General features: G+C 71.8%; 24 protein-coding genes. 17 read left to right on the top strand and 7 right to left on the bottom strand.

The window, feature by feature from the left end; genetic code table 11:
• Positions 1-148: 148 nt before the first annotated feature.
• A complete protein-coding gene (locus tag AB0399_RS22230; RefSeq protein WP_329364495.1) occupies positions 149-1465 on the bottom strand; it encodes an MFS transporter in 1317 nt (438 codons plus the stop codon).
• A 70-nt stretch (positions 1466-1535) separates the two neighbouring features.
• Between AB0399_RS22230 and AB0399_RS22225 the strand changes: the two genes are divergently transcribed.
• Positions 1536-2528, top strand: a complete 993-nt coding sequence (locus AB0399_RS22225; protein WP_329364493.1) for a DUF5937 family protein — start codon at positions 1536-1538, stop codon at positions 2526-2528.
• A gap of 117 nt (positions 2529-2645) precedes the next feature.
• On the opposite strand, the gene AB0399_RS22220 is transcribed toward AB0399_RS22225, so the two are convergent.
• Complete coding sequence (locus tag AB0399_RS22220) at positions 2646-2939, bottom strand: MTH1187 family thiamine-binding protein (protein ID WP_329364492.1); 294 nt, start codon at positions 2937-2939, stop codon at positions 2646-2648.
• Positions 2936-3325 carry a DUF3817 domain-containing protein gene (locus tag AB0399_RS22215; protein WP_329364490.1) on the bottom strand — a complete coding sequence of 130 codons (390 nt, stop codon included), beginning with the start codon at positions 3323-3325 and terminating at the stop codon, positions 2936-2938. The genes AB0399_RS22220 and AB0399_RS22215 overlap by 4 nt, the downstream gene beginning before the upstream one ends.
• A 252-nt stretch (positions 3326-3577) precedes the next feature.
• Here AB0399_RS22215 and AB0399_RS22210 point away from each other — a divergent pair, with 252 nt between their 5' ends.
• From AB0399_RS22210 to AB0399_RS22170, 9 genes are all read left to right on the top strand, one after another.
• The gene (locus AB0399_RS22210) at positions 3578-4438 is read left to right on the top strand and encodes a DUF2127 domain-containing protein (protein WP_366412504.1); all 861 of its coding nucleotides are present in this window, start codon (positions 3578-3580) and stop codon (positions 4436-4438) included.
• A gap of 3 nt (positions 4439-4441) precedes the next feature.
• The gene (locus AB0399_RS22205; protein WP_329364486.1) at positions 4442-5080 is read left to right on the top strand and encodes an AIM24 family protein; all 639 of its coding nucleotides are present in this window, start codon (positions 4442-4444) and stop codon (positions 5078-5080) included.
• Entirely contained in the window at positions 5080-5763 is a 684-nt protein-coding gene (locus AB0399_RS22200; protein WP_366412503.1) for an AIM24 family protein, read from the top strand. Before AB0399_RS22205 ends, AB0399_RS22200 begins: the two co-directional genes overlap by 1 nt.
• A gap of 95 nt (positions 5764-5858) precedes the next feature.
• Positions 5859-6527 (top strand): AIM24 family protein, encoded by a 669-nt coding sequence (locus AB0399_RS22195; protein WP_366412502.1) that lies wholly within the window; start codon positions 5859-5861, stop codon positions 6525-6527.
• Positions 6528-6661: 134 nt separating this feature from the next.
• Positions 6662-7144 (top strand): MarR family transcriptional regulator, encoded by a 483-nt coding sequence (locus tag AB0399_RS22190; protein ID WP_329373883.1) that lies wholly within the window; start codon positions 6662-6664, stop codon positions 7142-7144.
• Between the two features lie 56 nt (positions 7145-7200).
• A complete protein-coding gene (locus AB0399_RS22185) occupies positions 7201-7713 on the top strand; it encodes a MarR family transcriptional regulator (protein WP_328469674.1) in 513 nt (170 codons plus the stop codon).
• Between the two features lie 132 nt (positions 7714-7845).
• Positions 7846-8190 (top strand): DUF3817 domain-containing protein, encoded by a 345-nt coding sequence (locus AB0399_RS22180; protein WP_329364480.1) that lies wholly within the window; start codon positions 7846-7848, stop codon positions 8188-8190.
• 119 nt (positions 8191-8309) lie between these two features.
• Positions 8310-10010, top strand: coding sequence for a methylmalonyl-CoA mutase family protein (locus AB0399_RS22175; protein WP_329364478.1), 1701 nt, complete (start codon positions 8310-8312; stop codon positions 10008-10010).
• A gap of 119 nt (positions 10011-10129) precedes the next feature.
• Positions 10130-10303, top strand: coding sequence for a DUF397 domain-containing protein (locus AB0399_RS22170; RefSeq protein ID WP_328474534.1), 174 nt, complete (start codon positions 10130-10132; stop codon positions 10301-10303).
• A 130-nt stretch (positions 10304-10433) separates the two neighbouring features.
• Here the strand turns inward: AB0399_RS22170 and AB0399_RS22165 are convergent, their stop codons facing one another.
• On the bottom strand, positions 10434-11066 hold the full coding sequence (locus tag AB0399_RS22165; protein WP_329364476.1) for a TetR/AcrR family transcriptional regulator: 633 nt from the start codon (positions 11064-11066) through the stop codon (positions 10434-10436).
• Between the two features lie 282 nt (positions 11067-11348).
• Here AB0399_RS22165 and AB0399_RS22160 point away from each other — a divergent pair, with 282 nt between their 5' ends.
• From AB0399_RS22160 to AB0399_RS22145, 4 genes are all read left to right on the top strand, one after another.
• Positions 11349-12323 carry a tetratricopeptide repeat protein gene (locus tag AB0399_RS22160; RefSeq protein ID WP_328469682.1) on the top strand — a complete coding sequence of 325 codons (975 nt, stop codon included), beginning with the start codon at positions 11349-11351 and terminating at the stop codon, positions 12321-12323.
• Positions 12324-12933: 610 nt separating this feature from the next.
• The gene (locus AB0399_RS22155; RefSeq protein WP_329364474.1) at positions 12934-13563 is read left to right on the top strand and encodes a DUF6230 family protein; all 630 of its coding nucleotides are present in this window, start codon (positions 12934-12936) and stop codon (positions 13561-13563) included.
• 115 nt (positions 13564-13678) lie between these two features.
• On the top strand, positions 13679-14293 hold the full coding sequence (locus tag AB0399_RS22150) for a DUF6114 domain-containing protein (RefSeq protein ID WP_329364471.1): 615 nt from the start codon (positions 13679-13681) through the stop codon (positions 14291-14293).
• On the top strand, positions 14283-15608 hold the full coding sequence (locus tag AB0399_RS22145) for a hypothetical protein (RefSeq protein ID WP_366412501.1): 1326 nt from the start codon (positions 14283-14285) through the stop codon (positions 15606-15608). Before AB0399_RS22150 ends, AB0399_RS22145 begins: the two co-directional genes overlap by 11 nt.
• Before the next feature lie 77 nt (positions 15609-15685).
• Here the strand turns inward: AB0399_RS22145 and pyk are convergent, their stop codons facing one another.
• Genes pyk through pta form a run of 3 tightly spaced genes read right to left on the bottom strand, consistent with a single transcriptional unit; the run spans position 15686 to position 20386 of the window.
• Positions 15686-17104 (bottom strand): pyruvate kinase, encoded by a 1419-nt coding sequence (gene pyk / locus AB0399_RS22140; RefSeq protein ID WP_328469691.1) that lies wholly within the window; start codon positions 17102-17104, stop codon positions 15686-15688.
• 52 nt (positions 17105-17156) lie between these two features.
• Positions 17157-18308 carry an acetate kinase gene (locus AB0399_RS22135; protein WP_366412500.1) on the bottom strand — a complete coding sequence of 384 codons (1152 nt, stop codon included), beginning with the start codon at positions 18306-18308 and terminating at the stop codon, positions 17157-17159.
• Positions 18305-20386 (bottom strand): phosphate acetyltransferase, encoded by a 2082-nt coding sequence (gene pta / locus AB0399_RS22130; protein ID WP_366412499.1) that lies wholly within the window; start codon positions 20384-20386, stop codon positions 18305-18307. The genes AB0399_RS22135 and pta overlap by 4 nt, the downstream gene beginning before the upstream one ends.
• Before the next feature lie 288 nt (positions 20387-20674).
• On the opposite strand from pta, the gene AB0399_RS22125 reads away from it, so the two are divergent.
• The 3 genes from AB0399_RS22125 to AB0399_RS22115 all read left to right on the top strand — a co-directional run bounded on the left by AB0399_RS22125 (position 20675) and on the right by AB0399_RS22115 (position 24617).
• Positions 20675-21673, top strand: coding sequence for a 2-hydroxyacid dehydrogenase (locus AB0399_RS22125; protein WP_328469697.1), 999 nt, complete (start codon positions 20675-20677; stop codon positions 21671-21673).
• Positions 21674-21764: 91 nt separating this feature from the next.
• On the top strand, positions 21765-22790 hold the full coding sequence (locus tag AB0399_RS22120) for an ATP-dependent 6-phosphofructokinase (RefSeq protein ID WP_329364464.1): 1026 nt from the start codon (positions 21765-21767) through the stop codon (positions 22788-22790).
• Positions 22791-22937: 147 nt separating this feature from the next.
• Positions 22938-24617 carry a glycosyltransferase gene (locus AB0399_RS22115; protein ID WP_366412498.1) on the top strand — a complete coding sequence of 560 codons (1680 nt, stop codon included), beginning with the start codon at positions 22938-22940 and terminating at the stop codon, positions 24615-24617.
• Positions 24618-24626: the final 9 nt, after the last annotated feature.

The raw sequence follows: 24626 nt of genomic DNA, 5'->3' as shown, positions 1-24626 counted from the left end.
GACCGGGCGGTCGGCCCGCCGCGTAGGAGCCCTGCGCCGGTTCGTTCGCGGCCCTACGCCGGCCCGCGTCGCGCCGGGCCGGGCGGTCGGCCCGCCGGGTAGCAGCCCTGCGCCGGTTCGTCCGCCCGCCGTGGCCTACGCCGACGCCCTACGCCGGCTCGCCCGTCGCTGCCGCCGCCTCGCGCGTGATGCCGGTCCTGCGCACCGACCTGAGCACCATGAACACCCCGGCCGTCCCCACCAGCCCGCCGCCGCCGACCACCGCGTACGGCGGGACCACTTCGGCGACCGCGCCGCCGGCCGTCAGGCCGACGCCCTGAAGCGTCATCAGGCCGGTGCCGAGCAGGGTCATCGCCCGGCCGCGCATGTCCAGCGGCACCGCCTGCACGAACCAGCGGTCCATGCCGAGCGCGTAGGCGCCGCACAGCCCGGTGAGCACCAGCAGCCCCACCGCCAGCGGCAGCGGGGGATGGACGAAGAACGCGAGCATCGGCAGCAGCGCGACGGCCGCCAGCGGCAGGGTGATCCGGTCCCTGGCCTCCGGACCGAGCAGCGACCCGGCCGCCATCTGACCGACGACGGTGCCGGCCGGCATCGCGGCCAGGAAGATGCCGTAGCCCACCGATCCGGCGCCGGCCTCGGCCGCGAACGGCACCGCCACCCCCTCGGCGACCCCGAAGAACATCGGCGGCACCCACCACATCAGCAGCAGCGCCCTGATCCGCGGCTGCGACAGCAACCGGCCGCTCGCCCCGAGCGACTCGCGCATCAGCGCCGCCCCCCGGGTGTCGCGGGCCGGCCGGGGCAGCGTGCCGAACCGCAGCAGCAGCGCCGAGCACAGGAACGTGCACACGGTGATGTAGAGGGTCTGGCGCGGGGTGAGCCAGGCGACCACCAGACCGGCCACGCCGAAGCCGATGATCTGCGAGGTCTGGGAGACCGTCGAGATCAGCGAGCGGCCCAGCACGTACAGGTCGCCGTCCAGGATCTCGGACAGGCTCGCGCCGCGGGTGCCGGTGAACAGCGGCGAGATGATCGAGACGCCCATCCGCAGCACCAGGAGCGCGGCGATCGGCATGTTCGGGATGACCATCAGGGCGACGCACGACGCCGACAGCAGGTCGCAGGTGACCAGCACCCGCCGGGCGGGGGCACGGTCGGTGATGCCGGACAGCAGCAGGCCGCTCAGCGCGTACGGCAGCGTGGTCAGCGCGAAGACCAGCGCGGTGAGCAGTGCGGAGCCGGTCTGCCGGAACACCATGACCGCCAGGGCGACTTCGCAGAACATCGTGCCGAGCATCGAGAGCACATGGGCGGCGAACATCGCCCGGAACTCCCGTACCGCGAACACCGCGCCGTATCCGGCGCTTCTCTTCTTCTCCCCCTGGGTGTCGGGGGAGTTGTCCGAGCCCGTCTGCGAGGAGTGGTTCCCCTCACGAGACGGGTGCTCGCTGTCCGTTGTCATGACATCACACTGGTGGCACTGGCCCCACCCGTCGTAGTCTTTCGGCTGCTGCCGAATCTTGGGGGGTGTGATGTCGCAGCGCATGCGCTTCACGGCCGAGGAACTGCTGCGCTGCCGCTTCGCGATCTCACCGTTGCGCGAGGCGCAGGGGGCGATCCGGACCCTCTCCCACCCGGACCGGCACGGCTATCACCTTCCGTGGCTGCGCCAGGTCCGTACGGTCGCCGCCGGCCTCGACCTGATCGCGTTCTGGTTGCTCGCTCCGGGCAACGGCCACGGCCCCGACTTCCTCCACCCCGTCCCCGCGGTGCCGTTGGCCGCGCTGGAGGACGAGACCGCCGCGATACGCGCCACCGATCCGGAGGTCGCCCGGCAGCAGATCGCGCAGGCGCTGGCCAAGACCCCGGGCGCGAGGGACTCCCGCCGCGGCCGCGCCATGCTCGCCGACCCGGCCGGCACCGTACGGCAGTTGGCCGGGCAGTACGAACACGTGTGGTCCGCGCTGCTCGCGCCGCACTGGCCGCGGTTGCGGGCGGTGCTGGAGGCGGATGTCGCCTATCACGCGCGGCGGTTGGCCGACGGCGGCATGCAGCGGCTGTTCACCGGGCTGCACCCGCTGCTCAACTGGTCGGAGGGGGCGCTGTCGGTCGGCGGCGGCCTGCCGGAGAAGGAGCGGCTGCCCTCGGCGAGCGGCGGCCTGGTGCTGGTGCCCAGCGTCTTCTTCTGGCCCGAGGCGAGCAGCGCCTTCGACCCGCCGTGGCAGCCGACCGTGGTCTACCCGGCCCGCGGGGTCGGCGGCCTGTGGGCGCGCACCGGGCCCAGCGCGTCCGACGCCCTGGTCCGGCTGCTGGGCGCCAACCGGGCCGCGATCCTCTCCGGCCTCGACGCGCCCACGACCACCACCGCCCTCGCGCACCGGCACGACCTGGCGATGTCCTCGGTCTCCGCCCACCTCGCGGTGCTGCGCGACGCCGGGCTGCTCAGGTCCCGCCGCTACGGCCACCAGGTGCTCTACGAACGCACCCCGCTGGGCATCGCGATGGCGACCGGCGGCCTGCTCTGAAACGTCCCACGTCCCACGTCCCGCGTCCCGCGTCCCGCGTCCCACGTCCCACGTCCCACGTCCCGCGCTCATGACGTCCCGCGCTCATGACGTCATGCCGTCATGCCCCTCATGCCGTCACTGCGCCAGGAACCGCTCCACCGTCTCGACCTTCGAGGTGAGCCCGTCCGTCACCGACGGCCGGATGTCGGCCTTGAGCACCAGGGACACCCGGGGCGCGCGGGCCTCGACGGCGGCCACCGCGCGCCGTACGACGTCCATCACCTCGTCCCACTCGCCCTCGATCGAGGTGAACATCGCGTCGGTGCGGTTCGGCAGCCCGGACTCGCGGACCACCCGCACCGCGTCCGCGACGTACTCACCGACGTCCTCGCCGACGCCCAGCGGGGTCACGGAGAAGGCGACGATCACGCGGAGGTCACCGCCTCGGCGTCCTGGTCGGAACCGGCCGGGCCCTCGGCCGCGGCCTGCTCCTGGGCCGCCCGCGCCGTCGCCACCGCGGTCTCGCACTCGCGCGCCAGCATCCGCTCCGCGAAGAAGCCGCCGGTGGGCAGCACCGACAGCACCAGGTAGAGCGCCGAGCGGCCGAGCGGCCAGCGCGCCCGGTTCCAGGCGTCCGCCCAGAAGAGCACGTAGATGATGAACAGGATGCCGTGCACCATGCCCATCACGGGCACGGCGTTGAAGTCCGTGGTGCTCTTCAGCACCACGCACACCAGCAGGATCACGAAGGACGCCGCCTCCGGGGCGGAGATCAGGCGCAGCCGGCGCAGAGCGGCGGCGGTCTTCAGTTCCACGGGGACCTCGCTGTCGAAAACGGTCGGGTGCGATGTGCGGACGGGCGGATGCGAAGCCTTTGTGAAGGCGATCACAAACTCTTCTCCATTATCACCGGACCGTATCGATGACCCGCGTCCGGGGTGGGCAACCGCGCGACGGGCGATAACGTCCCTCTCCACGGAGCGCCGTCCGGCCATGGTGCCGGCGCACCGCGTCACCACCTGTACCTACCGTTTCCGAGCGACCACCACCCACGGGGACCGACACCGATGAGCAGAGACTGGGACCGCAGGCACTGCGCCAGCAAGGGCCACATCACCTACGCGCCCGACGAGCCGGGCCTGCGCGAGCGGCTCCAGGCCAGGACCGCCGTGGGCACCGTCTGGCGCTGCCTGCGCTGCGGGGACTTCGTGCTCGGCGAGCCGCACGGCTCGGGGCCGGCCGAGCAGGCGCCGCTGGTGCCGCGCGGCCGGGCACTGCGCGACCTGTTCATCCTGCGCTTCCTCGCCGTCGAGCGCGTGCTGCGCGGGGTGCTGGTGATCCTGGCCGCCTGGGCGGTGTGGAAGTTCTCCAACTCCCAGGACGCGGTGCGCCGGCTCTTCGAGCAGGACCTCACCGTCTTCCGCCCGGTCGCCAACCACTTCGGCTACGACCTGGACCACTCCCCGGTCGTCGGCACCATCCAGAAGACCTTCGACTACAAGAAGTCGACCCTGCACGTGGTGGCGGGCGGCCTGCTCGGGTACGCCCTGATCGAGACGGTCGAGGGCGTCGGGCTGTGGTTCGGCAAGCGCTGGGCGGAGTACCTGGCGGTCATCGCCACCGCCGCGTTCCTGCCGATCGAGGTCTACGAGCTCACCGAGAAGATGAGCGGGTTCAAGGTCGGCACGCTCGCGCTGAACGTCGTCGCGGTGCTCTACATCCTCATCGGCAAGCGGCTGTTCGGGCTGCGCGGCGGCCACGCGGCGTTCGAGGCGGCCCGGCGCGGGGAGTCGCTGATCGAGGTCGAGGCGGCGGCGGGCGCGGCGGACACCGCGGGCACGCCGGCCGGCGGGCTGTTCGGCGGTCAGGACGACGCCGGCAAGGCGCCGCTTCCGGTCCGGCGCCGCCCGTCGGCCGATACCGTGTGACCCATGGCCAACTTCCGGTTGCAGGGCACCCGCGTGCTCGCCGTCGACCTGGCGGGCGACGCGGTCAAGGCGAAGAACGGCGCCATGGTCGCCTACGACGGCGAGATGACCTTCAAGAAGATGACCGGCGGCGGCGAGGGCCTGCGCGGCCTGATGACCCGCCGCATCACCGGTGAGTCGATGGCCGTCATGGAGGTCAAGGGCCACGGCACCTGCTACTTCGCCGACCGCGCCACCGAGATCAACCTGGTCCGGCTCAGCGGCGAGAAGCTCTACGTCGAGGCGTCGAACCTGCTGGTCACCGAGCCGTCGCTGCGCACCGGCACCACCTTCACCGGGCTGCGCGGCGCCTCCCAGGGCAACGGCCTGTTCACCACCACCGTCGAGGGCAGCGGCCAGGCCGCGATCATGTCCGACGGCCCGGCGATCGTGCTGCGGGTCAGCGCGCAGACCCCGCTCGTGGTCGACCCGGGCGCGTACATCGCGCACACCGGGGGCCTGCGCCAGCAGCTCCAGGCCGCGGTCGGCTGGCGCACCCTGATCGGCGAGGGCTCGGGCGAGAGCTTCCAGCTCCGCTTCGAGGGCGAGGGCCTGGTCTACGTCCAGCCCAGCGAGCGCGTCACGGTCGGGGGGCAGCTGTAGTGCCGTTCACCCGGATCAACTCGAAGATGGTCGAGGCGCACATCGCGCCCGGGCAGCGGGTGTTCAGCCAGCGCGGCGCCATGCTCGCCTACCGCGGCCCCGTCACCTTCACGCCCAGCATCACCGGCGGCCAGGGCGGGGTGATGTCCATGATCGGCCGCCGCGTGGCCAACGAGGCCACCCCGCTGATGACCGTGGAGGTGCCGGTCGGGCCCGGTGGCCCCGGCGGGACCCCGCCGGGCTCGGTGATGTTCGGCCACGGCGGCCACCACATCCACACCGTGGACCTCACCGGCGAGACGCTCTACGTGGAGGCCGACCGGCTGCTCGCCTTCGACGGCTCGCTCCGGCAGGGCACGATGTTCATGGGCTCGCAGGGCGGTGTGATGGGCGTGATCCGCGGCCAGGTCACCGGCCAGGGCCTGTTCACCACCACGCTGGCGGGAAAGGGCTCGGTCGCGTTCATGGCGCACGGCGGCGTCATCGAGCTGCCGATCACCGCCCGGGGCCCGGTCCATGTCGACCCGCAGGCGTATGTCGCGCACCACGGCGACGTCCGCAACAAGCTGACCACCGCGCTCGGCTGGCGCGAGATGGTCGGCCGCGGCTCGGGCGAGGCGTTCCAGCTGGAGCTGTCCGGCAACGGCACGGTGTACGTACAGGCGTCGGAGGAGAAGCTGTGACGTCCCCGGAGTTCCACGGACACGCGGGCGCTTCCACGCCTCCGCCCCCGCCCTCGTCGCCGCCTTCCGTGCCGCCACAGGCGCCGGGCGGGCCGGTGGTCCATGACGCGTGGACGCTGCCGTCGAACGACAACGTCAACCCGTACGCCTTCAGCGTGGACCTGGACGGCCAGTGGTTCCTTCAGAAGGGGAAGATGATCGCCTTCTTCGGGCAGATCGACTTCCAGGCGATCGGCGCGGGCCCGCTGGACCACCTCATCGCGGAGAACTTCCACTCGCCGATGCACGCCGCCGAGTGGGTGGTCGCGCAGGGCCGCGGCAAGATGCTGCTCGCCGACCGGTCGTACGACATCAACTCCTACGACCTCGACGAGGGCAACCTCACCATCCGCTCGGGCAACCTGCTCGCCTTCCAACCCGGCCTGTCGCTGAAGCAGTCGATCATCCCGGGCTTCCTCACCCTCATCGGCACCGGCAAGTTCGTGGCCGCCTCCAACGGCGCCGTGCACTTCGTGGAGCCGCCGATCCGGGTCGACCCGCAGGCGCTCGTCGGCTGGGCCGACTGCCCCTCGCCCTGCCACCACTACGACCACGCGTACCTGCGCGGCGTGCTCGGCGGTATCCGGGCGATGACCGGGATAGGGGGCGCGTCGGGCGAGGAGCACCAGTACGAGTTCGTCGGCGCCGGGCAGGTGCTGCTCCAGTCGACCGAGTCGGTGCTCGCCGAACGCGCCACCGGCGCGGGGCCCGAGCCGGGCACGTGACGACCTGACCGACGCCCGGGCGCACCCCGGGGCGTAACCCCCGCGTCCGCGCGCTCGTTCCTCAGGGTGACCACACGGCTACCCTGGTGATCGAACGAGGTGCAACTCCCGGTAGCATAGGGGCCATGGGGACCATGGAGACCGAGACCGCGGGTGACACGACCACCTGGCTCAACGAGGACGAACAGCGGGCCTGGCGCCTTCACTTGGACGTCAGCCGCCTGCTCATGTACCAACTCGAGCGCGACCTCCAGCCGTTCGGCCTGACCAACAACGACTACGAGATCCTGGTCAACCTCTCCGAGGCCGCCGACCGCCGGATGCGGATGAGCGATCTGGCGAAGTGCACGCTCCAGTCGAAGAGCCGGCTCTCCCACCAGATCACCCGGATGGAGACCGCTGGCCTGGTCCGCCGGGTGGACTGCGAGTCCGACCGCCGCGGGCTGTACGCGGTCCTCACCGACGAGGGCTGGGCCACCATGCGCCAGGTCGCCCCGCGCCATGTCGCCTCGGTCCGGGAGCACTTCATCGACCTGCTCGCCCCCGGCGCGCTCGCCGCCTACCGCGAGGCCCTGCAGCCGGTGGCCGATCAACTGCGCGCCGCACGCCTGCGGTAGTGCCCACACGGTGGACACCTGTGCCCGGTATGTGACCGGCGGGTAGGCTCGGGGGCGTGCCAAAGCCGTTGAGCCTGCCCTTCGACCCCATCGCCCGCGCCGACGAGCTGTGGACGCGGCACTGGGGCGGTGTGCCCTCGATGTCCGCCATCACCTCCATCATGCGCGCCCAGCAGATCCTGCTCGGCCAGGTCGACGCGGTGGTCAAGCCGTACGGCCTCACCTTCGCCCGGTACGAGGCGCTGGTGCTGCTCACCTTCTCCAAGGAGGGCGAGCTGCCGATGTCCAAGATCGGCGAGCGGCTGATGGTGCACCCCACCTCCGTGACCAACACCGTCGACCGGCTGGTCTCCGCCGGCCTCGTCGACAAGCGCCCCAACCCCAACGACGGGCGCGGCACCCTCGCCTCCATCACCGGCAAGGGCCGGGAGATCGTCGAGTCCGCGACCCGCGACCTGATGGCGATGGAGTTCGGCCTCGGCGTCTACGACGAGGAGGAGTGCGGCGAGATCTTCGCGCTGCTGCGCCCGCTGCGGATAGCGGCGGGCGACTTCCAGCCGGAGGGATGAGGGCCGGCGCCCGAGCGGTGAGGCGTGGGGGCGGGCGCCCGTGCACGCGGGGGTGGGGGCCCTGAGCAGCACGGGGTCTGCGGGGCCGCCCCGGAGTCGGGGGGAGTTTCCGGGCGGTTTACGCTCGTACCCATGAAATCCAGCGTGTTGACCCGCTACCGGGTGATGGCCTACGTGACGGGTGTGCTGCTGATCGTGCTCACCCTCAGCGTCATCGCCGAGTACGTGCTCCACATCGACGGCGCGAGCACCGCCACCGGCATCGTGGGCTTCGCCCACGGCTGGCTCTACGTGGTCTACCTCATCTTCGCCTTCGACCTGTGCACCAAGGCGAAGTGGCCGCTGGGCCGGATGGTCTGGGTGCTGCTGGCCGGCACCGTGCCGACCGCGGCCTTCTTCGTCGAGCGCCGCGTCAGCCGCGAGCTGGCCCCGAAGGTGATCGGCGCCGAGAAGGCTGCCGAGCCGGTCGAGGTCTGACCGGTATTTCACCCTGACCTGCCGCTCCGTCGCAGGTCAGGGGCGTATCCCTCGGCTTCACCCGAGTGCGGGTCGGCTTCCCGTCGACATTTAGTAGGACGTCCAAGTAAATTTGAGGCATGGACGCCCACGAGATCGAGACAGGCCGCCGGCGCTGGCAGGCGCGCTACGACTCAGCGCGCACCCGGGACGCCGACTTCACCACCCTCTCCGGTGACCCCGTGCAGCCGGTGTACGGGCCACCGCCCGGCGCCGACGTGCCGGGCTTCGACCGCATCGGCTGGCCGGGTGAGTACCCCTTCACCCGCGGCCTGCACGCCACCGGCTACCGCGGCCGGACCTGGACCATCCGCCAGTTCGCCGGCTTCGGCAACGCCGAGCAGACCAACGAGCGGTACAAGATGATCCTGGAGGCGGGCGGCGGCGGCCTGTCCGTCGCGTTCGACATGCCGACGCTGATGGGCCGCGACTCCGACGACCCGCGCTCGCTCGGCGAGGTCGGGCACTGCGGCGTGGCGATCGACTCCGCCGCCGACATGGAGGTGCTCTTCGGCGGCATCCCGCTCGGCGACGTCACCACCTCGATGACGATCTCCGGCCCGGCCGTGCCGGTCTTCTGCATGTACCTGGTCGCCGCCGAGCGCCAGGGCGTGGACCCCGGCGTGCTCAACGGCACCCTCCAGACCGACATCTTCAAGGAGTACATCGCGCAGAAGGAGTGGCTCTTCGCGCCCGACCCGCACCTGCGGCTGATCGGCGACCTGATGGAGCACTGCGCGCGCTCCGTCCCCGCGTACAAGCCGCTGTCGGTCTCCGGCTACCACATCCGCGAGGCGGGCTCCACGGCCGCGCAGGAGCTGGCGTACACCCTCGCCGACGGCTTCGGCTACGTGGAGCTCGGCCTCTCCCGCGGACTGGACGTCAACACCTTCGCGCCCGGGCTCTCCTTCTTCTTCGACGCGCACCTGGACTTCTTCGAGGAGATCGCCAAGTTCCGGGCCGCCCGCCGGATCTGGGCCCGCTGGATGCGCGACGAGTACGGCGCCACCTCCGACAAGGCGCAGTGGCTGCGCTTCCACACCCAGACCGCGGGCGTCTCGCTCACCGCCCAGCAGCCGTACAACAACGTGGTGCGCACCGCGGTCGAGGCGCTGTCGGCGGTGCTCGGCGGCACCAACTCGCTGCACACCAACGCGCTGGACGAGACGCTGGCGCTGCCCAGCGCGCAGGCCGCCGAGATCGCGCTGCGCACCCAGCAGGTGCTGATGGAGGAGACCGGGGTGGCCAACGTGGCCGACCCGCTCGGCGGCTCCTGGTACGTGGAGGCGCTGACCGACCGGATCGAGGCGGACGCCGAGAAGATCTTCGAGCGGATCAGGGAGCTGGGCGCCAAGGCGGTGCCGAGCGGGCAGCACCCGATCGGCCCGATCACCTCGGGCATCCTGCGCGGCATCGAGGACGGCTACTTCACCGGGGAGACCGCCGAGTCCGCCTTCCGCTACCAGCGGGCGCTGGAGAAGGGCGAGAAGAAGGTGGTGGGCGTCAACTGCCACACCGGCTCGGTCACCGGCGACCTGGAGATCCTGCGGGTCAGCCACGAGGTGGAGCGCGAGCAGGTGCGGGCGCTGGCCGACCGCAAGGCGGCCCGCGACGACACGGCGGTGCGCGCCGCGCTCGACGCGATGCTCGCCGCCGCCCGCGACGGGTCCAACATGATCGAGCCGATGCTGACCGCGATCCGGGCCGAGGCCACGCTCGGTGAGGTCTGCGGCGTGCTGCGCGACGAGTGGGGATCGTACACGGAGCCGGCCCGATTCTGATCGGACGTCACCCGAACAGACCAACACCCCCTTCCTGAAGCCGAGTTGATCACGGGATGCTACGGGCTGCAACGCCCGTAACCTCGTACGCACTCAACCGGCATCTCCGAGGAAGGAACCTGGTGTCCCTCGAAGCGACCGTCGGTGACGACGGGTTGATCTACATCCGCGAGACAGAGCGGCCTGAGGTGGTGGCGGTGACCACGCCCGCGAAGTGGGAGGCTTTCGTGAAGGGCGTCAAGGCCGGCGAGTTCGACCACTTCGTCGCGGGTGTGGAGGCGGAGGCAGGCTGAGGCGGCGGCGGGCCGGGGCGGCGTGGGCCGAGGTGGAGGTGGACCGAGGGGCGGCGGGCCGGCGGGAGCGCGCGCCGGCCTGGACACCGGGCCGGCGCCGCATTGGCCCGGACGGGCGGTGGACCCGGCCTCAGCAGCCCGGGTTCGCGGTCAGGCCGCCCACCAGCAGCCGGGCCAGCCGGTCGGCCCACTCCTGGTCGACCGGCTCCGAGCTGACCATCACCCGGTGCACCACCGCGCCCGCCACCACGTCGAAGATCAGGTCGTCGCGGGCCGGGTCCGCGGCGCCCTCGTCGCCGGGCAGCTCGCCGCGCGACTGCGCGCGGGCCCGCCCCAGCAGCACCAGGTGCTTCTGCCGGTCGACGATCGCCTCCCGGATGCGCTCCCGCAGCGCCTCGTCGTGGCTCGCCTCGGAGACCACCGCCATCAACGAGGTCCGGGTCTCCGGGCGGTTGAGCAGTCCGGCGAAGCGCAGCACCACGCCCTCGATGTCGGCTCGCAGGCTGCCGCGGTCCGGCAGCTCCAACTGCTCCTCGAACAGCGCCGCGAGCGCGTCCACCACCAGCTCGTTCTTGCCCGCCCAGCGCCGGTACAAGGTGGTCTTCGCCACGCCCGCGCGGGCCGCCACGTCGCCGAGCGTCAACCCGCCGAAGCCCAACTCCACCAGTGCCGCGCGGGTCGCGTCCAGGATCGCGCGGTCCGCCTCGGCACTTCTGGGCCGGCCGGTTCGTTTGTGCGAGTGGGCCGGGGGAGTGGGGGGCATAGGCCGGACCATACCGGCCAGTAGCCTTCGTGGGTCGAGTGACGGTTGTCACAACGCCCGCCACCACGCGGCCCGTGCCCGGCAGTTACGCTACGACTCGTAGCGAAAGGGTGGACCACGCGGCCCACCGACGCGACAGCCACACCGTACGGACGGGGATTCCGTACCCAGCACGTTCCGCGGCGGTCTCACCGCCGCGCCGGGGACCATCCCCGGTGCCCGCAAGCCGGCGGGTCCCGGGGTCTGTACACGCTTTGCTCCGCGAGGGGGGAGGATTGCCTCATGCAGCCACGGAACATGTCCATGAGCGGCGTGGTCGACCTCGCCGCGGTGAAGGCGGCCACTGAGGCCAAGGCGAAGGCCGAGCAGGCCAGGGCACAACGCCAGGAGGCCGGCCCGGGCGCCGCCCCCGCCTCCCCGCTCGTCATCGAGGTGACCGAGGCGACCTTCGAGAGCGATGTCCTGCAGCGCTCCGCCGAGGTCCCGGTCGTCATCAGCTTCTGGGCCGATCAGGCCGAGCAGAGCAAGCAGCTCAACACGGTGCTGGAGCGGCTGGCCGGCCAGTACCGGGGGCGCTTCGTCCTCGCCACGGCCGAGGTCTACGCCAACCAGATGCTCTTCCAGCAGTTCGGTGTCCAGGGGGTGCCGGCGGTCTTCGCGGTGCTGGCCGGGCAGGCGATGCCGCTCTTCCAGGGCGCCGCCCCCGAGGAGCAGATCACCGAGGTGCTCGACCAGGTGATCGCGGTCGCCGAGCAGCGGTTCGGCATCGTCGGCGCCGAGGTGGACCCCGGCGACGCGGCCGAGGAGCCCGCCGAGGAGGCCCCGCCCCGCCCCGCCACCCCGCAGGAGCTCGCGCTCGGCGCGGCGCACGAGGCGCTGGACGCGGGCGACCTGGCCGGCGCCGTCCAGGCGTACAAGAACGTGCTCGCCGACGAGCCGGCCAACGCCGAGGCCAAGTTGGGCCTGGCGCAGGCCGAGTTGTTGCAGCGGGTGGAGGGTGCCGACCCGCAGCAGGTGCGCCGGGCGGCGGCCGACGCGCCCGACGACATCGACGCCCAACTCGCCGCGTCCGACCTCGACCTGGTCGGCGGTCACGTCGAGGACGCCTTCGGGCGGCTGGTGGACACCGTGCGGCGCACCGCGGGCGAGGACCGCGACCGGGCGCGGCTGCGGCTGTTGGAGATGTTCGAGGTGATCGGCCCGGACGACCCGCGGGTGGCCGCGGCGCGTACCGCCCTTGCCAGGGTGCTGTTCTGACCGGCGCGGCGGGCTTCGCGTACTCAGGGATTTAGCGACACGGCGGCCGCACTTTATCAAACCGTGACAATGGGCGGCCGCTGTTACTTCCGGTAGGAAGCCCGCCCCCCTTTGCGAGTTGTTGTCCGGTGATGCCGGATTCGCTCCCCCCGAATTCGGTCACGCAGCGTCATATAAAGCGCCCTGGCGATCATGTTGGTGACGCTCTGCCGTTACTCGCTGGTAACGAACCCCCTTGTGCACCGGCTCCGAATGGACCACGATCGGCCAAGCTCGGTCCCGTAACCGTGCGTCCGGCCGCCAGTCGGTACGACGGGTAACGGGTCCCCGCCGGGCGGGGTGTGCGGTGATCGCCGCCGCCCCGGGACAGGGGGGTCTCCGTCCACGGATGGAACCGGATGGAGCCTGTCCCGCAAGGTTGCGCGAGAGCGTGGCCAGTGGTTGTCGCTCGGGGGTGATCGCCGGCGTTCGGACACCGCCGTCCGTACTCCCCTGGGAGGGACGGCTCACCGACCACCGGCGCTCTCCTTTCCGAGGACGTAGCACTTCTCCCATCCCGGGCCGGGCCTGAACGATCCGGCCGGAGATGTACGTCCGAGAAGGAGGAAGTATGGAGTCGCTCGTTCGTGGCGGTACCAGATGGCGGCGGTTCGCCGTCGTCATGGTGCCGAGTATCGCGGCCTCGGCCGCGATAGGCGTGGCACTGGCGCAAGGGGCGCTGGCCGCGTCCTTCAGCGTGTCGGGCCAGGAGTTCAAGGTGCACGCCGACACCTTGAACGGCACCGGGTTCATCCAGTACGGCGCGGTCGACGTCCAGCACGACGGCAAGGCTCAGCCGGTCGCGGTGTCGGCCTTCAAGTCGGCCACCATCACCGGCCTTTGCCAGTCGGTGGTGCTGCCGAACGTCCCGCTGGTCGGCGATGTGACGTTGCGGCTCACCGCGGGAAACCACGGCAAGAAGGTCAAGGCCAGCAACCTCTACATCGACCTGAACCAGCTCAACGCGGATGCGACCTTCTACGACATCAACATCGGTGTCGCGGCGGGGGACAGCCACAAGGGCCCCGGGATCGCGTCGGGCGACAAGGCCGACCCGGGTTCGTTCGCGCAGGAGGCCGACCGGGCCGTCCTGACGGACGTGGACCAGACCGCTTGGGCGACCAGTGCCGGCACCTTCAAGCTCGCCGGTCTGAGCATGAGCGTGAAGAAGGGCTCCGGTTCCGGAGTCGAGTGCTACTAGGCGACCTGGCGAAAGCCGCGCCGAGTGGCCACGGGCGAGTCGCGCCGGTCGCGGCTCGCCCCGGCCGCCGAACGTATTTCCACCGCACCAAGCCAGTCCCAGGGAGCTGTTTTCGATGAGCGCCGAGTCGACAGGACTGAGTGCCCGGTTCCGCTACGGACGCCTGGCGTTCCGCCACTGGAGGTGGCAACGCCCCTTCTGGGCCGGACTGCTGACCCTCCTCGCGGGCCTGCCCATCGCGTACTTCCCGTACGCGGACCTCACGCTCGGCCAGTTGACCGTGCGGATGTCCACCACCACCGGGTCCGCCTCGCTGATCATCGGTGTCCTGCTGTTCGTGCTGGGCCTGACCATGTGGTTCCAGCCCGCGGTACGGATCTTCTCCGGCGTCGCCTCGATCCTGCTCGCCCTGGTGTCGCTGCCGAAGTCCAACGTCGGCGGCTTCCTGATGGGCTTCCTGCTCGCGCTGCTCGGCGGCGCGCTCGCCGTGTCCTGGGCGCCCGGCGTCCCGGCGACTGACGAGCCCGGTGAGAAGGCCGAGTTGCCCGACGGCGACCCGGGCCCGGCGGGCGAGGACCAGGGCACCCCGGACACCACGCGGCCGGACGAGCCGTTCGTGCCCGCGCAGGCGCGGGGCGACGAGCCGCAACGTGCCGAGGAGCCGGTGCTCGCCGGCGGCCGCGGCGACGAAGAGACCACCAAGGAGAACGGGAGGCACCGTGCTGGGTGACGACGCTCAGCCGGCCACGAGCGACGGGCCACGCGTCAGGGCGACCTCGGGGCCGCGCCACGCGGCTCCGCGCAAGTCGCTGCTGACCAAGCTGCATGTCCCCGCCGGGAAGGCGGTGGCGCTCGCCGCGATGCCGACGGCGGTGCTGATGGGCATGGGCCTGACTCCGCACCTCGCCCAGGCCGACGAGCCCTCGACCCCGTCCTTCGCACCCGGCGCCTGCGTCTCCCAGTCCGACACGCCGTCCCCGACGGCGAGCGGGCAGGACACCAAGGACGCCAAGAAGGCGGACAAGAGCGGAAAGGACGCGAAGTCCGGGTCGACCGGCAAGGACGGCGCCAAGGACGGCTCGGGCACGCCCTCGCCGTCGGCCAGCCCGGAGGGCGACAAGCCGTCCCCGAGCGCCAGTCCGAGCGCCTCGGGCGACAGCGCGGCCAAGGACACCAAGTCCACGGCCACCACCGCCCCGACGCCCACGGCGAGCCCGACCTCGTCGTACAACCCGCTGGACCCGCTGGGCCTCGGCGACCTGCTCAACGGGCTGCTGGGCGGCGGCAAGAAGACCGACCCGACCCCCGCGCCCACCACGACGAGCCCGACCCCGGCGCCGACCACCTCCGCGCCGAAGCCGGACCCGTCGCCCAGCGGCGGCTCGGACGCGGGCGGCGCGAAGGACAGCGGCGAGAAGGCCGCCAAGGACGCGGGCAAGAGCACCACGGACGCCGCCAAGAAGGCCGCCAAGGCGCTCAAGGACGCCACCGCGACCCCGAAGCCGACGGCCAGCCCCTCGCCCTCGTCCACGGCCGGCTCCGACGGCAAGCAGGGCTACCCCTGCCCGACGTACGACGCCAAGGCGCTCGACGACGCGAAGACCGAAGGGGGCATCCCCCTTCTGCCGGATCAGCCCTGGGTGCTCAAGAGCAGCATCCTGACCCTGCACGGCCTCAGTTACGACGGCATCGTGCAGGTGAAGACGGCCAGCGGTGAGATCAAGGACGTCCTGAAGTTCACCACCAGCGGCATCGACATCGGCGACCTCGACCAGTTCGTGGTCGGCGCGAACGGCAAGGGCCACACCGAGGTCAAGGCCGCCAAGGGCTCCACGTCCACGATCACCGGCGGCACCACGACGCTCTACACGGAGTCGCTCAGCGGCAATCTGCTCGGCCTGATCCCGATCACCTTCACCCCGAAGGCGCCGCCGCCGCTGACCCTGCCGGAGCTGTTCTTCACCGACGTGACGGTCATCAACGCCGGCCAGTTCGGCGGCAACCTGCACGTGCCCGGCATGCAGGTGCTGCCCGACCAGCCCTAGCGTTCCCACGGTCCGGCGAACAGCAGCGGCCACGTACCCCCTCCCACAGGGGTGCGTGGCCGCTGGTCGTCGCGCCGTCAGTTCCCGAGGTGGTGCACCCGGACCAGGTTGGTGGTGCCGGGCACGCCGGGCGGGGAGCCGGCCGTGATGATGACGGTGTCGCCCTTGGCGTACTCCGAGAGCTTGAGCATCTCCCGGTCCACCAGCTCCACCATCGCGTCGGTGTTGTCGACGTGCTCGACCACGAACGTCTCGACGCCCCAGGTCAGCGCGAGCTGGTTGCGGGTGGCGGGGTCGGTGGTGAACGCGACCACCGGCTCGGGCACCCGGTAGCGGGCCAGCCGGCGGGCGGTGTCACCGGACTTGGTGAACGCCACCAGGGTGCGCGCGTCGAGGAAGTCGGCCAGCTCGGCCGCCGCGCGGGCCACCGCGCCGCCCTGGGTGCGGGGCTTCTTGCCCGGCGCCAGCGGCTGGAGCCCGCGGCAGAGCAGCTCCTCCTCGGCGGCCTCCACGATCCGCGACATCGTCTTGACCGTCTCGATCGGGTACTTGCCGACCGAGGACTCCGCCGACAGCATCACCGCGTCCGCGCCGTCCAGGATCGCGTTGGCCACGTCGGACGCCTCGGCGCGGGTCGGCCGGGAGTTGGTGATCATCGACTCCATCATCTGGGTCGCCACGATCACCGGCTTGGCGTTGCGGCGGCACAGCTCGATCAGCCGCTTCTGCACCACCGGCACCCGCTCCAGCGGGTACTCCACCGCGAGGTCGCCACGGGCCACCATCACGGCGTCGAACGCCATGACGACGTCCTCCATGTTCTCCACCGCCTGCGGCTTCTCCACCTTGGCGATGACCGGGACCCGGCGGCCCTCCTCGTCCATCACCCGGTGCACGTCGCGCACGTCCTTGGCGTCCCGGACGAAGGAGAGCGCGACCATGTCGACGCCCATCCGCAGCGCGAACCGCAGGTCCTCGATGTCCTTCTCGGACAGCGCGGGCACGTTCACCGAGGCACCGGGCAGGTTGATGCCCTTGTGGTCGGAGATCACTCCGCCCTCGACCACCAGCGAGCGGACCCGGGAGCCCTCGACCTCGATGACCCGCAGGGCCACGTTGCCGTCGTTGATCAGGATCGGGTCGCCCTGCGAGACGTCGCCGGGCAGGCCCTTGTAGGTGGTGCCGCAGATCGTCCGATCCCCGGGCACCTCCTCGGTGGTGATGACGAACTCGTCGCCGGCCACCAGCTCGACCGGTCCGTCGGCGAAGGTGGCCAGCCGGATCTTCGGCCCCTGGAGGTCGGCGAGGATGCCGACCGCTCGGCCGGTCTCCTCGGCGACCTTGCGCACGCGCTGGTACCGGTTCTCGTGCTCGGCGTGGCTGCCGTGGCTGAAGTTGAGGCGGGCCACGTTCATACCGGCGTCGACCAGCGTCTTGAGCTGGTCATACGAGTCGACGGCGGGACCCAGGGTGCAGACGATCTTGGCTCGGCGCATGGGCGCTATCCTATCGGTTTGTTCCGCTCCGGAATAATCTGGGTGTCAGTCCTCAACCGCTCACCAAGCGGTAAGTATCCCGCGCGATCTCGAACTCCTCATCAGTGGGGACCACCGCCACCGCCACCCGGCTGGCGGCGGTGGAGATCAGCCGGGCGCCGCCGGCGCGGACCGCGTTGTGCACCGGGTCGAGCGCGATGCCCAGGGCCTCCAGGTCGCGCAGGGCGGCGGCGCGGACCGCGGCGGAGTTCTCGCCGACGCCCGCGGTGAACGCGATCGCGTCGACCCGCCCGAGCACCGCGGTGAACGCGCCGACGTAGCGGCGCAGCCGGTGGACGTAGACGTCGAAGGCGAGCCGGGCGGCCGGGTCGCCCTCGCCCATCCGGCGGCCGATCTCCCGCATGTCGTTGTCGCCGCACAGGCCCAGCAGGCCGGACCGCTTGTTGAGTAGGGCGTCGATCTCGTCGCTGCCCATCCCGCCGACCCGCTCCAGGTGGAAGACCACCGCCGGGTCGATGTCGCCCGAGCGGGTGCCCATCACCAGGCCCTCCAGCGGCGTCATGCCCATCGAGGTGTCCACGCACTCCCCGCCCCGCACCGCCGACGCCGAGGCACCGTTGCCCAGGTGCAGCACGATCACGTTGACCTCGGCGGGCTCCCTGCCGAGCAGCGCGGCCGTGGCCCGGGAGACGTAGGCGTGCGAGGTGCCGTGGAAGCCGTAGCGGCGGATGCCGTACCGGTCGGCGGTGGCCGCGTCGATCGCGTAGCGGGCCGCGGCCTCCGGGATGGTGGCGTGGAAGGCGGTGTCGAAGACCGCCACCTGCGGCAGGTCGGGGCGCAGCTCGCGGGCGACCTTGATGCCGGTGATGTTCGCCGGGTTGTGCAGCGGCGCGAGCGGCACCAGCTTCTCGATCTCGGCGACCACCTCGTCGGTGATCAGGGTCGGCTCGGTGAACCGGGTACCGCCGTGCACCACCCGGTGCCCGACCGCGGCGAGCGCCGGCGAGTCCAGGCCCAGGCCCTGCTCGTCGAGCTGCCGCGCGACCTGCCGCAGCGCCTCGGCGTGGTCGGCGACGCCGCCCTCCTCGCCGATCCGCTCCACCACGCCGGCCGCGGGCCGGGAGTGGTCGGCCATGTCGAGCAGCTGGTACTTCACCGACGAGGAGCCGGAGTTGAGCACGAGTACGCGGGTCGCCGCTGTCACCGGGGGTCCCCCTGGGCCTGGATCGCGGTGATCGCGACCGTGTTGACGATGTCCTGCACCAGCGCGCCCCGGGACAGGTCGTTCACCGGCTTGCGCAGCCCCTGCAGGACCGGGCCGACCGCGACCGCGCCGGCCGAGCGCTGCACGGCCTTGTAGGTGTTGTTGCCGGTGTTGAGGTCGGGGAAGACCAGCACCGTGGCCTGGCCGGCCACCGCGGAACCGGGCAGCTTGGTGGCGGCGACCACCGGGGAGACCGCCGCGTCGTACTGGATCGGGCCCTCGACCAGCAGGTCGGGCCGCTGCGCGCGGACCAGGTCGGTGGCGGCCCGCACCTTGTCCACGTCGGCGCCGGAGCCGGAGGTGCCGGTGGAGTACGACAGCATCGCCACCCGCGGCTGCACGTCGAAGCGCGCCGCGGTACCCGCCGCCTGGATCGCGATGTCCGCGAGCTGCTCGGCGTCCGGGTCCGGGTTCACCGCGCAGTCGCCGTAGACCAGCACCCGGTCGGCCAGGCACATGAAGAACACCGACGAGACGATGGCCGCGCCCGGCCGGGTCTTGATGATCTCGAAGGCCGGGCGGATCGTGGCGGCCGTGGAGTGCACCGCGCCCGAGACCATGCCGTCGGCCAGGCCCTCCTGCACCATCAGGGTGCCGAAGTACGACACGTCGGCGACCACGTCGTACGCCAGCTCGTAGCTGATGCCCTTGTGCGCGCGGAGCTCGGCGTACAGGGCGGCGAAACGGTCCCTCAGCGGCGAGGTGTGCGGATCGACGATGTCCAGCGCCGGGTCGTCCAGGCCGATGCCGAGGTCGCCGGCCTTCTTGCGGACCACGTCCTCCTCGCCGAGCAGGGTCAGCTCGCACACGCCCCGGCGCAGCAGCACCTCGGCGGCCCGCAGGATGCGCTCCTCGGCGCCCTCCGGCAGCACGATCCGCCGCTTGTCGGACCTGGCCCGCTCCAGCAGCGCGTGCTCGAACATCATCGGGGTGACCCGCGCGGAGCGGGCCACCGACAGCCGGTCGGTCAGCTCGGCGGTGTCCACGTGCGTCTCGAACAGGCCGAGCGCGGTCTCCGCCTTGCGCGGGGTGCCCGCGCCGAGCTTGCCGTCCAGGCCGAACAGCTCGGTCGCGGTGAGGAACGACCCGGTCGGCACCGCCACCACCGGCGTGCCGGGCGCCAGCCGGTCGGCGAGCTGGAGGATGTCCGGGCCGGGCTTCTCGCCCAGCGTCAGCAGCACGCCCGCGATCGGCGGCGACCCGGCCGAGTGCGCCGCCAGCGACCCTATGATCAGGTCGGCGCGGTCGCCCGGGGTGACCACCACGCAGCCCGTGGTCAGCGCCGGCAGGAACGTCGGCAGCATCGCACCGCCGAAGACGAAGTCCAGCGCGTCCCTGGCCAGCCCCGCGTCGTCGCCGAGCAGCACCTCCGCGCCCAGCGTCTCCACGATCTGCCGGACCGTCGGCGCCGACAGCGCCGGCTCGTCGGGCAGCACGTACACCGGTACGTCCAGGCTGCGCCGCAACTGGTCGGTCGCGGCGTCGAGCTGCGCCGGGTCCACCCGGTTGGCGATCATCGCGATCACGTCGCAGCCGAGGTTGGTGTAGGCGTGGTGGGCGTTGCGGACCTCGGCGACCACCGACTCGGCGCTCTGGTCGCGGCCGCCGATCACCGGCAGCACCGACGCGCCGCACTCGTTCGCCAGCCGGGCGTTGACCCCCAGCTCGGCGGGCAGGTTGGTGGCGGCGAAGTCCGAGCCGAGGATCAGCACCGTCTCGAAGCTCCGGGCGACCCGCAGATAGCCCTCGACCAGCCGCGCGGTCAGCGCCTCCTGGCCCTGTTCGGCCTGGAGCGCGGCGGCCTCCTCGTATCCCATGCCGAAGAACGTCGCCGGGTCCTGGGCGAGCCGGTAGCGGCCGCGCAGCAGTTCGAAGATCCGGTCGGGGGTGTCATGGACCAGCGGGCGGTAGATCCCGACCCGGTCCACCTGCCGGGTCAGCAGCTCCATTATTCCGAGCTCCACGACCTGGCGGCCGTCGCCACGGCCGATGCCCGTGACATAGACGCTGCGCGTCACCCCTGTGCTCCGTTCCTGCCGAACCCGTGCCGCGGGCCGGCCCCGGCCCGCGCGGTGTGTGTAGGTGCGTACGTGCGCAGATCGCGCGTACGTACAGCAGACGCTAACGCGCCAACCGGGCGAATGCCCGACCAGGGCGGGGCATACCGGGGACGCGTCGGGGGACGGACGGTGCGCTGGGCCGTTCGGCTCAGCCGGCCGGGCGCGCCCCGGCGGCTCCGGCGGGTCCGGCCGGCGGAACCGGCTGTGCACGTAGAGTGAGGGGGAGTGAAGAGGGAGGGCGGTGCCATGGAGGTCCTGGCCACCGGAGTGCAGCGCGACGAACGGCCCCTGCTGGAGCGCGCCTTCGCGCCGCGGCACGAGGTCCGCTGCCTGGAGACCGTCCTGACCGCCGACACCCTGCCGCTCGCCGCGGGCTACGAAGCGGTGTCGACCAGCGTCAACGCGGTCCTGGACGCGCCCGCGCTGGAGGCGCTGGTGCGTGGCGGCACCCGGCTGATCGCCCAGCGCTCGACCGGCTACAACAACATCGACCTCGCGCACGCCGAGCGGCTGGGCCTGACCGTGGCCCGGGTGGCGCGCTACTCCCCGTACGCGGTGGCGGAGTTCGCGTGGGCGCTGGCGATGGCGCTCAACCGCCGGATCGTGCGGGCCGCCTCGCGCACCCGCGACTTCGACTTCCGGCTGGACGGCCTGCTCGGCCGCGACTTCCACGGCCGCACCGCCGGGGTGATCGGCACCGGGCGGATCGGCTCGGCGTTCGCCTCGATCGCCCGCGGCTTCGGCATGCGGCTGCTCGGCTGGGACATCTCGGTCAGCCCGCAGTGCCAGGAGATGGGGATGGAGTACGTCGAACTCGACCGGCTGCTGCGCGAGTCCGACCTGATCAGCCTGCACGTGCCGCTGATGCCCTCCACCCACCACCTGCTCGGCGCCCGGCGGCTGTCCGAGCTGAAGGACGACGCGATCGTGGTCAACACCAGCCGCGGCGCGCTGATCGACTCCGGGGCGCTGGTGGACACGCTGCGCGAGGGCCGGCTCGGCGGGGTCGGGCTCGACGTGTACGAGGAGGAGGCCGGTGTCTTCTTCTACGACAAGTCCCTGGAGGTGATGACCGACGACACCCTGGCGCGGCTGCTGACCTTCGCGCAGGTGCTGGTCACCTCGCACCAGGCGTACTTCACGGTGGACGCCGTGGAGGAGATCGTGGCGGCGACCGTCCGCAATGTGGACGACTTCGTCGTCGGGCGGATCACGGAGTGCACGCTGATCCCGAAGTCCCCGTGACGCCGGGGGCCCGTTCTGCCGACCCGCGAGGCCGGTGCGGACCCGCGCCCGACCCGCGAACCGCTATCCGTGTCTCCTGGAGATATCGCCCATGCGCATCGGAGTGCTCACCGCCGGAGGCGACTGCCCCGGCCTCAACGCCGTCATCCGATCGGTCGTGCATCGTGCGCTGACCGGCCATACGGACGAGGTGATCGGCTTCGAGGACGGCTTCGTCGGCCTGCTCGAAGGCCGGTTCCGCGAACTCGACCTCAACTCCGTCAGCGGCATCCTGGCCCGCGGCGGCACCATCCTCGGTTCGGCCCGGCTGGAGCGCGCCCGGCTGCGCGAGGCCGCCGACAACGCCGACGAACTGTGCGCCGCCTACGGCATCGACGTGCTGATCCCGATCGGCGGCGAGGGCACGCTGACCGCCGCCCGGATGCTCGCCGACGCCGGGATGCCGGTGGTCGGGGTGCCCAAGACCATCGACAACGACATCAACGGCACCGACCGCACCTTCGGCTTCGACACCGCCGTCACCGTCGCCTCCGAGGCGATCGACCGGCTCCAGACCACCGCCGAGTCGCACCAACGGGTCATGGTGGTCGAGGTGATGGGCCGGCACGCGGGCTGGATCGCCCTGGAGGCGGGCATGGCCAGCGGCGCGCACGGCATCTGCGTGCCCGAGCGGCCCTTCGACCCGGCCGACCTGGTGGACATGGTCGAGAAGCGCTTCGCCCGCGGCAAGAAGTTCGCGGTGGTCTGCGTCGCGGAGGGCGCGCACCCGGCGAAGGACACCATGGACTACGGCGTCGGCGCCATCGACAAGTTCGGCCACGAGCGCTTCACCGGCATCGGCACCACCCTCGCCCGCGAGTTGGAGACCCGGCTGGGCAAGGAGGCCCGCCCGGTCATCCTCGGCCACATCCAGCGCGGCGGTGTCCCCACGCCGTACGACCGGGTGCTGGCCACCCGCTTCGGCTGGCACGCGGTCGAGGCCGCGCACGCCGGTTCGTTCGGGCACATGACCGCGCTGCACGGCACCCGGATTGTGATGGTGCCGCTCGCCGACGCCATCACCCACCTCAAGACCGTTCCCGAGGACCGGATGGACGAGGCCGAATCGGTGTACTGACCGCCGGGGCCGTCCACTTGAGGCCCGTCACCCGAGTCCGTCGTCCGAGTGCCTTCACCCGCCGGTCAAGTCCCGTACAACTCTTCGCCACGTTCGGCAGTCTCCCAAGCAAAGCACCGTTCAAGTGGTGCGTGGAGGGGAATTGCCGTGCTGAAGGCCAGTATTGTCGTACCCGTTTACAACGCCGGAGAGTACATAGACCGTTGCGCTCCGTCGCTGACCGGGCAGACCATCGGGCCGGACGCCTATGAGGTCATTTACGTCGACGACGGTTCCACCGATGACTCGGCACAGCGGCTGGCCCGGTTGGCCGAGGAGTTCCCGCACGTCAGAGTGCATGAGCAGGAGAACTCCGGCTGGCCGGGAAAACCCCGCAACGTGGGGATCAGACTGGCCCGGGGCGCGTATGTGCACTTCGTCGACCAGGACGACGAACTCGCCCCCGACGCACTGGAACGGCTGCACGCGCTCGCGGTGCGCAACGGCTCCGACATCGTGTTCGGAAAGGCGCACGGCGAGATGCAGGGGCCCGGGAACATCTTCCGGCACACCCGGGAGCGCTGCTCGGTCCACGACACCGAACTCTTCGAGACGCTCACCCCGCACAAGATGTTCCGCCGCGACTTCCTGCTGGAACACGGCATCGAATTCCCCGAGGGCCGGGTCCGGTTGGAGGACCAGCTCTTCCTCGCCCGCGCCTACCCGCTGGCCAGGACCGTCTCCATCCTCGGCGACCGCCCCGTCTACCACTGGCAGCGGCGCGGCGACGGCGGCAACAACAGCAGCCGGCCGCCCAGCCCCGAGGACTACTACGGGCACCTGCGCAACGTGGTGCGCGCGGTCAAGGAGCGCTCCGAGCCCGGCGAGGTCCAGGACCGCATGCTGCGCCGCAACTACCGGGTGGAGATCCTCCGTCCGGTCACCGAGCCCCGGGTGCTCCAGCGCACCGGCAAGCAACTGGAGCGCCACTTCCGGATCGTCCGCGACCTGGCCCGCGAGGAGTTCCCGCCCGGTGTCGCCGCCGGACTGCCCGGCATCGCGGGGCTGCGGGCCCACCTGCTGGAGCAGGGCAACCTCGACGGGCTGGTCGCACTCGGCCGCCGTTCCCAGGACATCCGGCTGCGCGTCGAGGTCGGCGCCGCGCGCTGGCACGGCGGCCGGCTCACGCTTCCGCTGCGGGTCTGGCTGGCGCACGCCGACGGCAGCCCGGTCACCCTCGCCCGGCAGAACGACGGCCGCCTCCTGCTCGACCCCGGGCTGCTGGCCGACATACCCGGCCAGGACACCTGGGAGGTCAAGGACCCCTTCGCGTACGCGCACGGCGAGGTGCTGGTCAAGGACCCCCGGCAGACCCTGTACTGGTACCCGGAGAACGACCTGCGCCCGCGGCTGGAGGACACCGGGGACGGCCGCTGCCACGTCGTGCTCGCCGCCGACACCGTCATCGACCCGCTCACCCTCGCCGGCGGCGGCCCCCTGGACCCCGGGCGCTACGAACTGTGGCTGGACGTCCAGTCGCTGGGCGTGGGCCGCCGCCCGCGGGTGACCCTCCCCGCGAGCGCCCGCAGCGCCGGCCACCCGGGCCGGCACGCCGCCCGCCTCGCCATCGTCGGCACCCCGCCGCGCATGGTCGTGGCCGGCTGGAACGGCCCGGGCGGCCAGCTCCAACTGCGCGTCTCCCCGCCGCAGAAGACCTCCCTGCGGCGCGCCGTGCTGATGCGGGCGGCCGCCGACGAGCGGCTGCGTTCCCCCGCGAAGGCCGTCTTCCGCCGCCTGCCGCCGTCCGCCCGCGCCCATCTGCGCCGCACGCTGCGACCCGACGTCTGACCCGCGGGC

Source organism: Streptomyces sp. NPDC088194 (assembly GCF_040702025.1).
Taxonomy (GTDB): Bacteria; Actinomycetota; Actinomycetes; order Streptomycetales; family Streptomycetaceae; genus Actinacidiphila.
The sequence above is the reverse complement of the archived record's forward strand: the minus strand, read 5'-3'. Positions and strand labels throughout refer to the sequence as shown.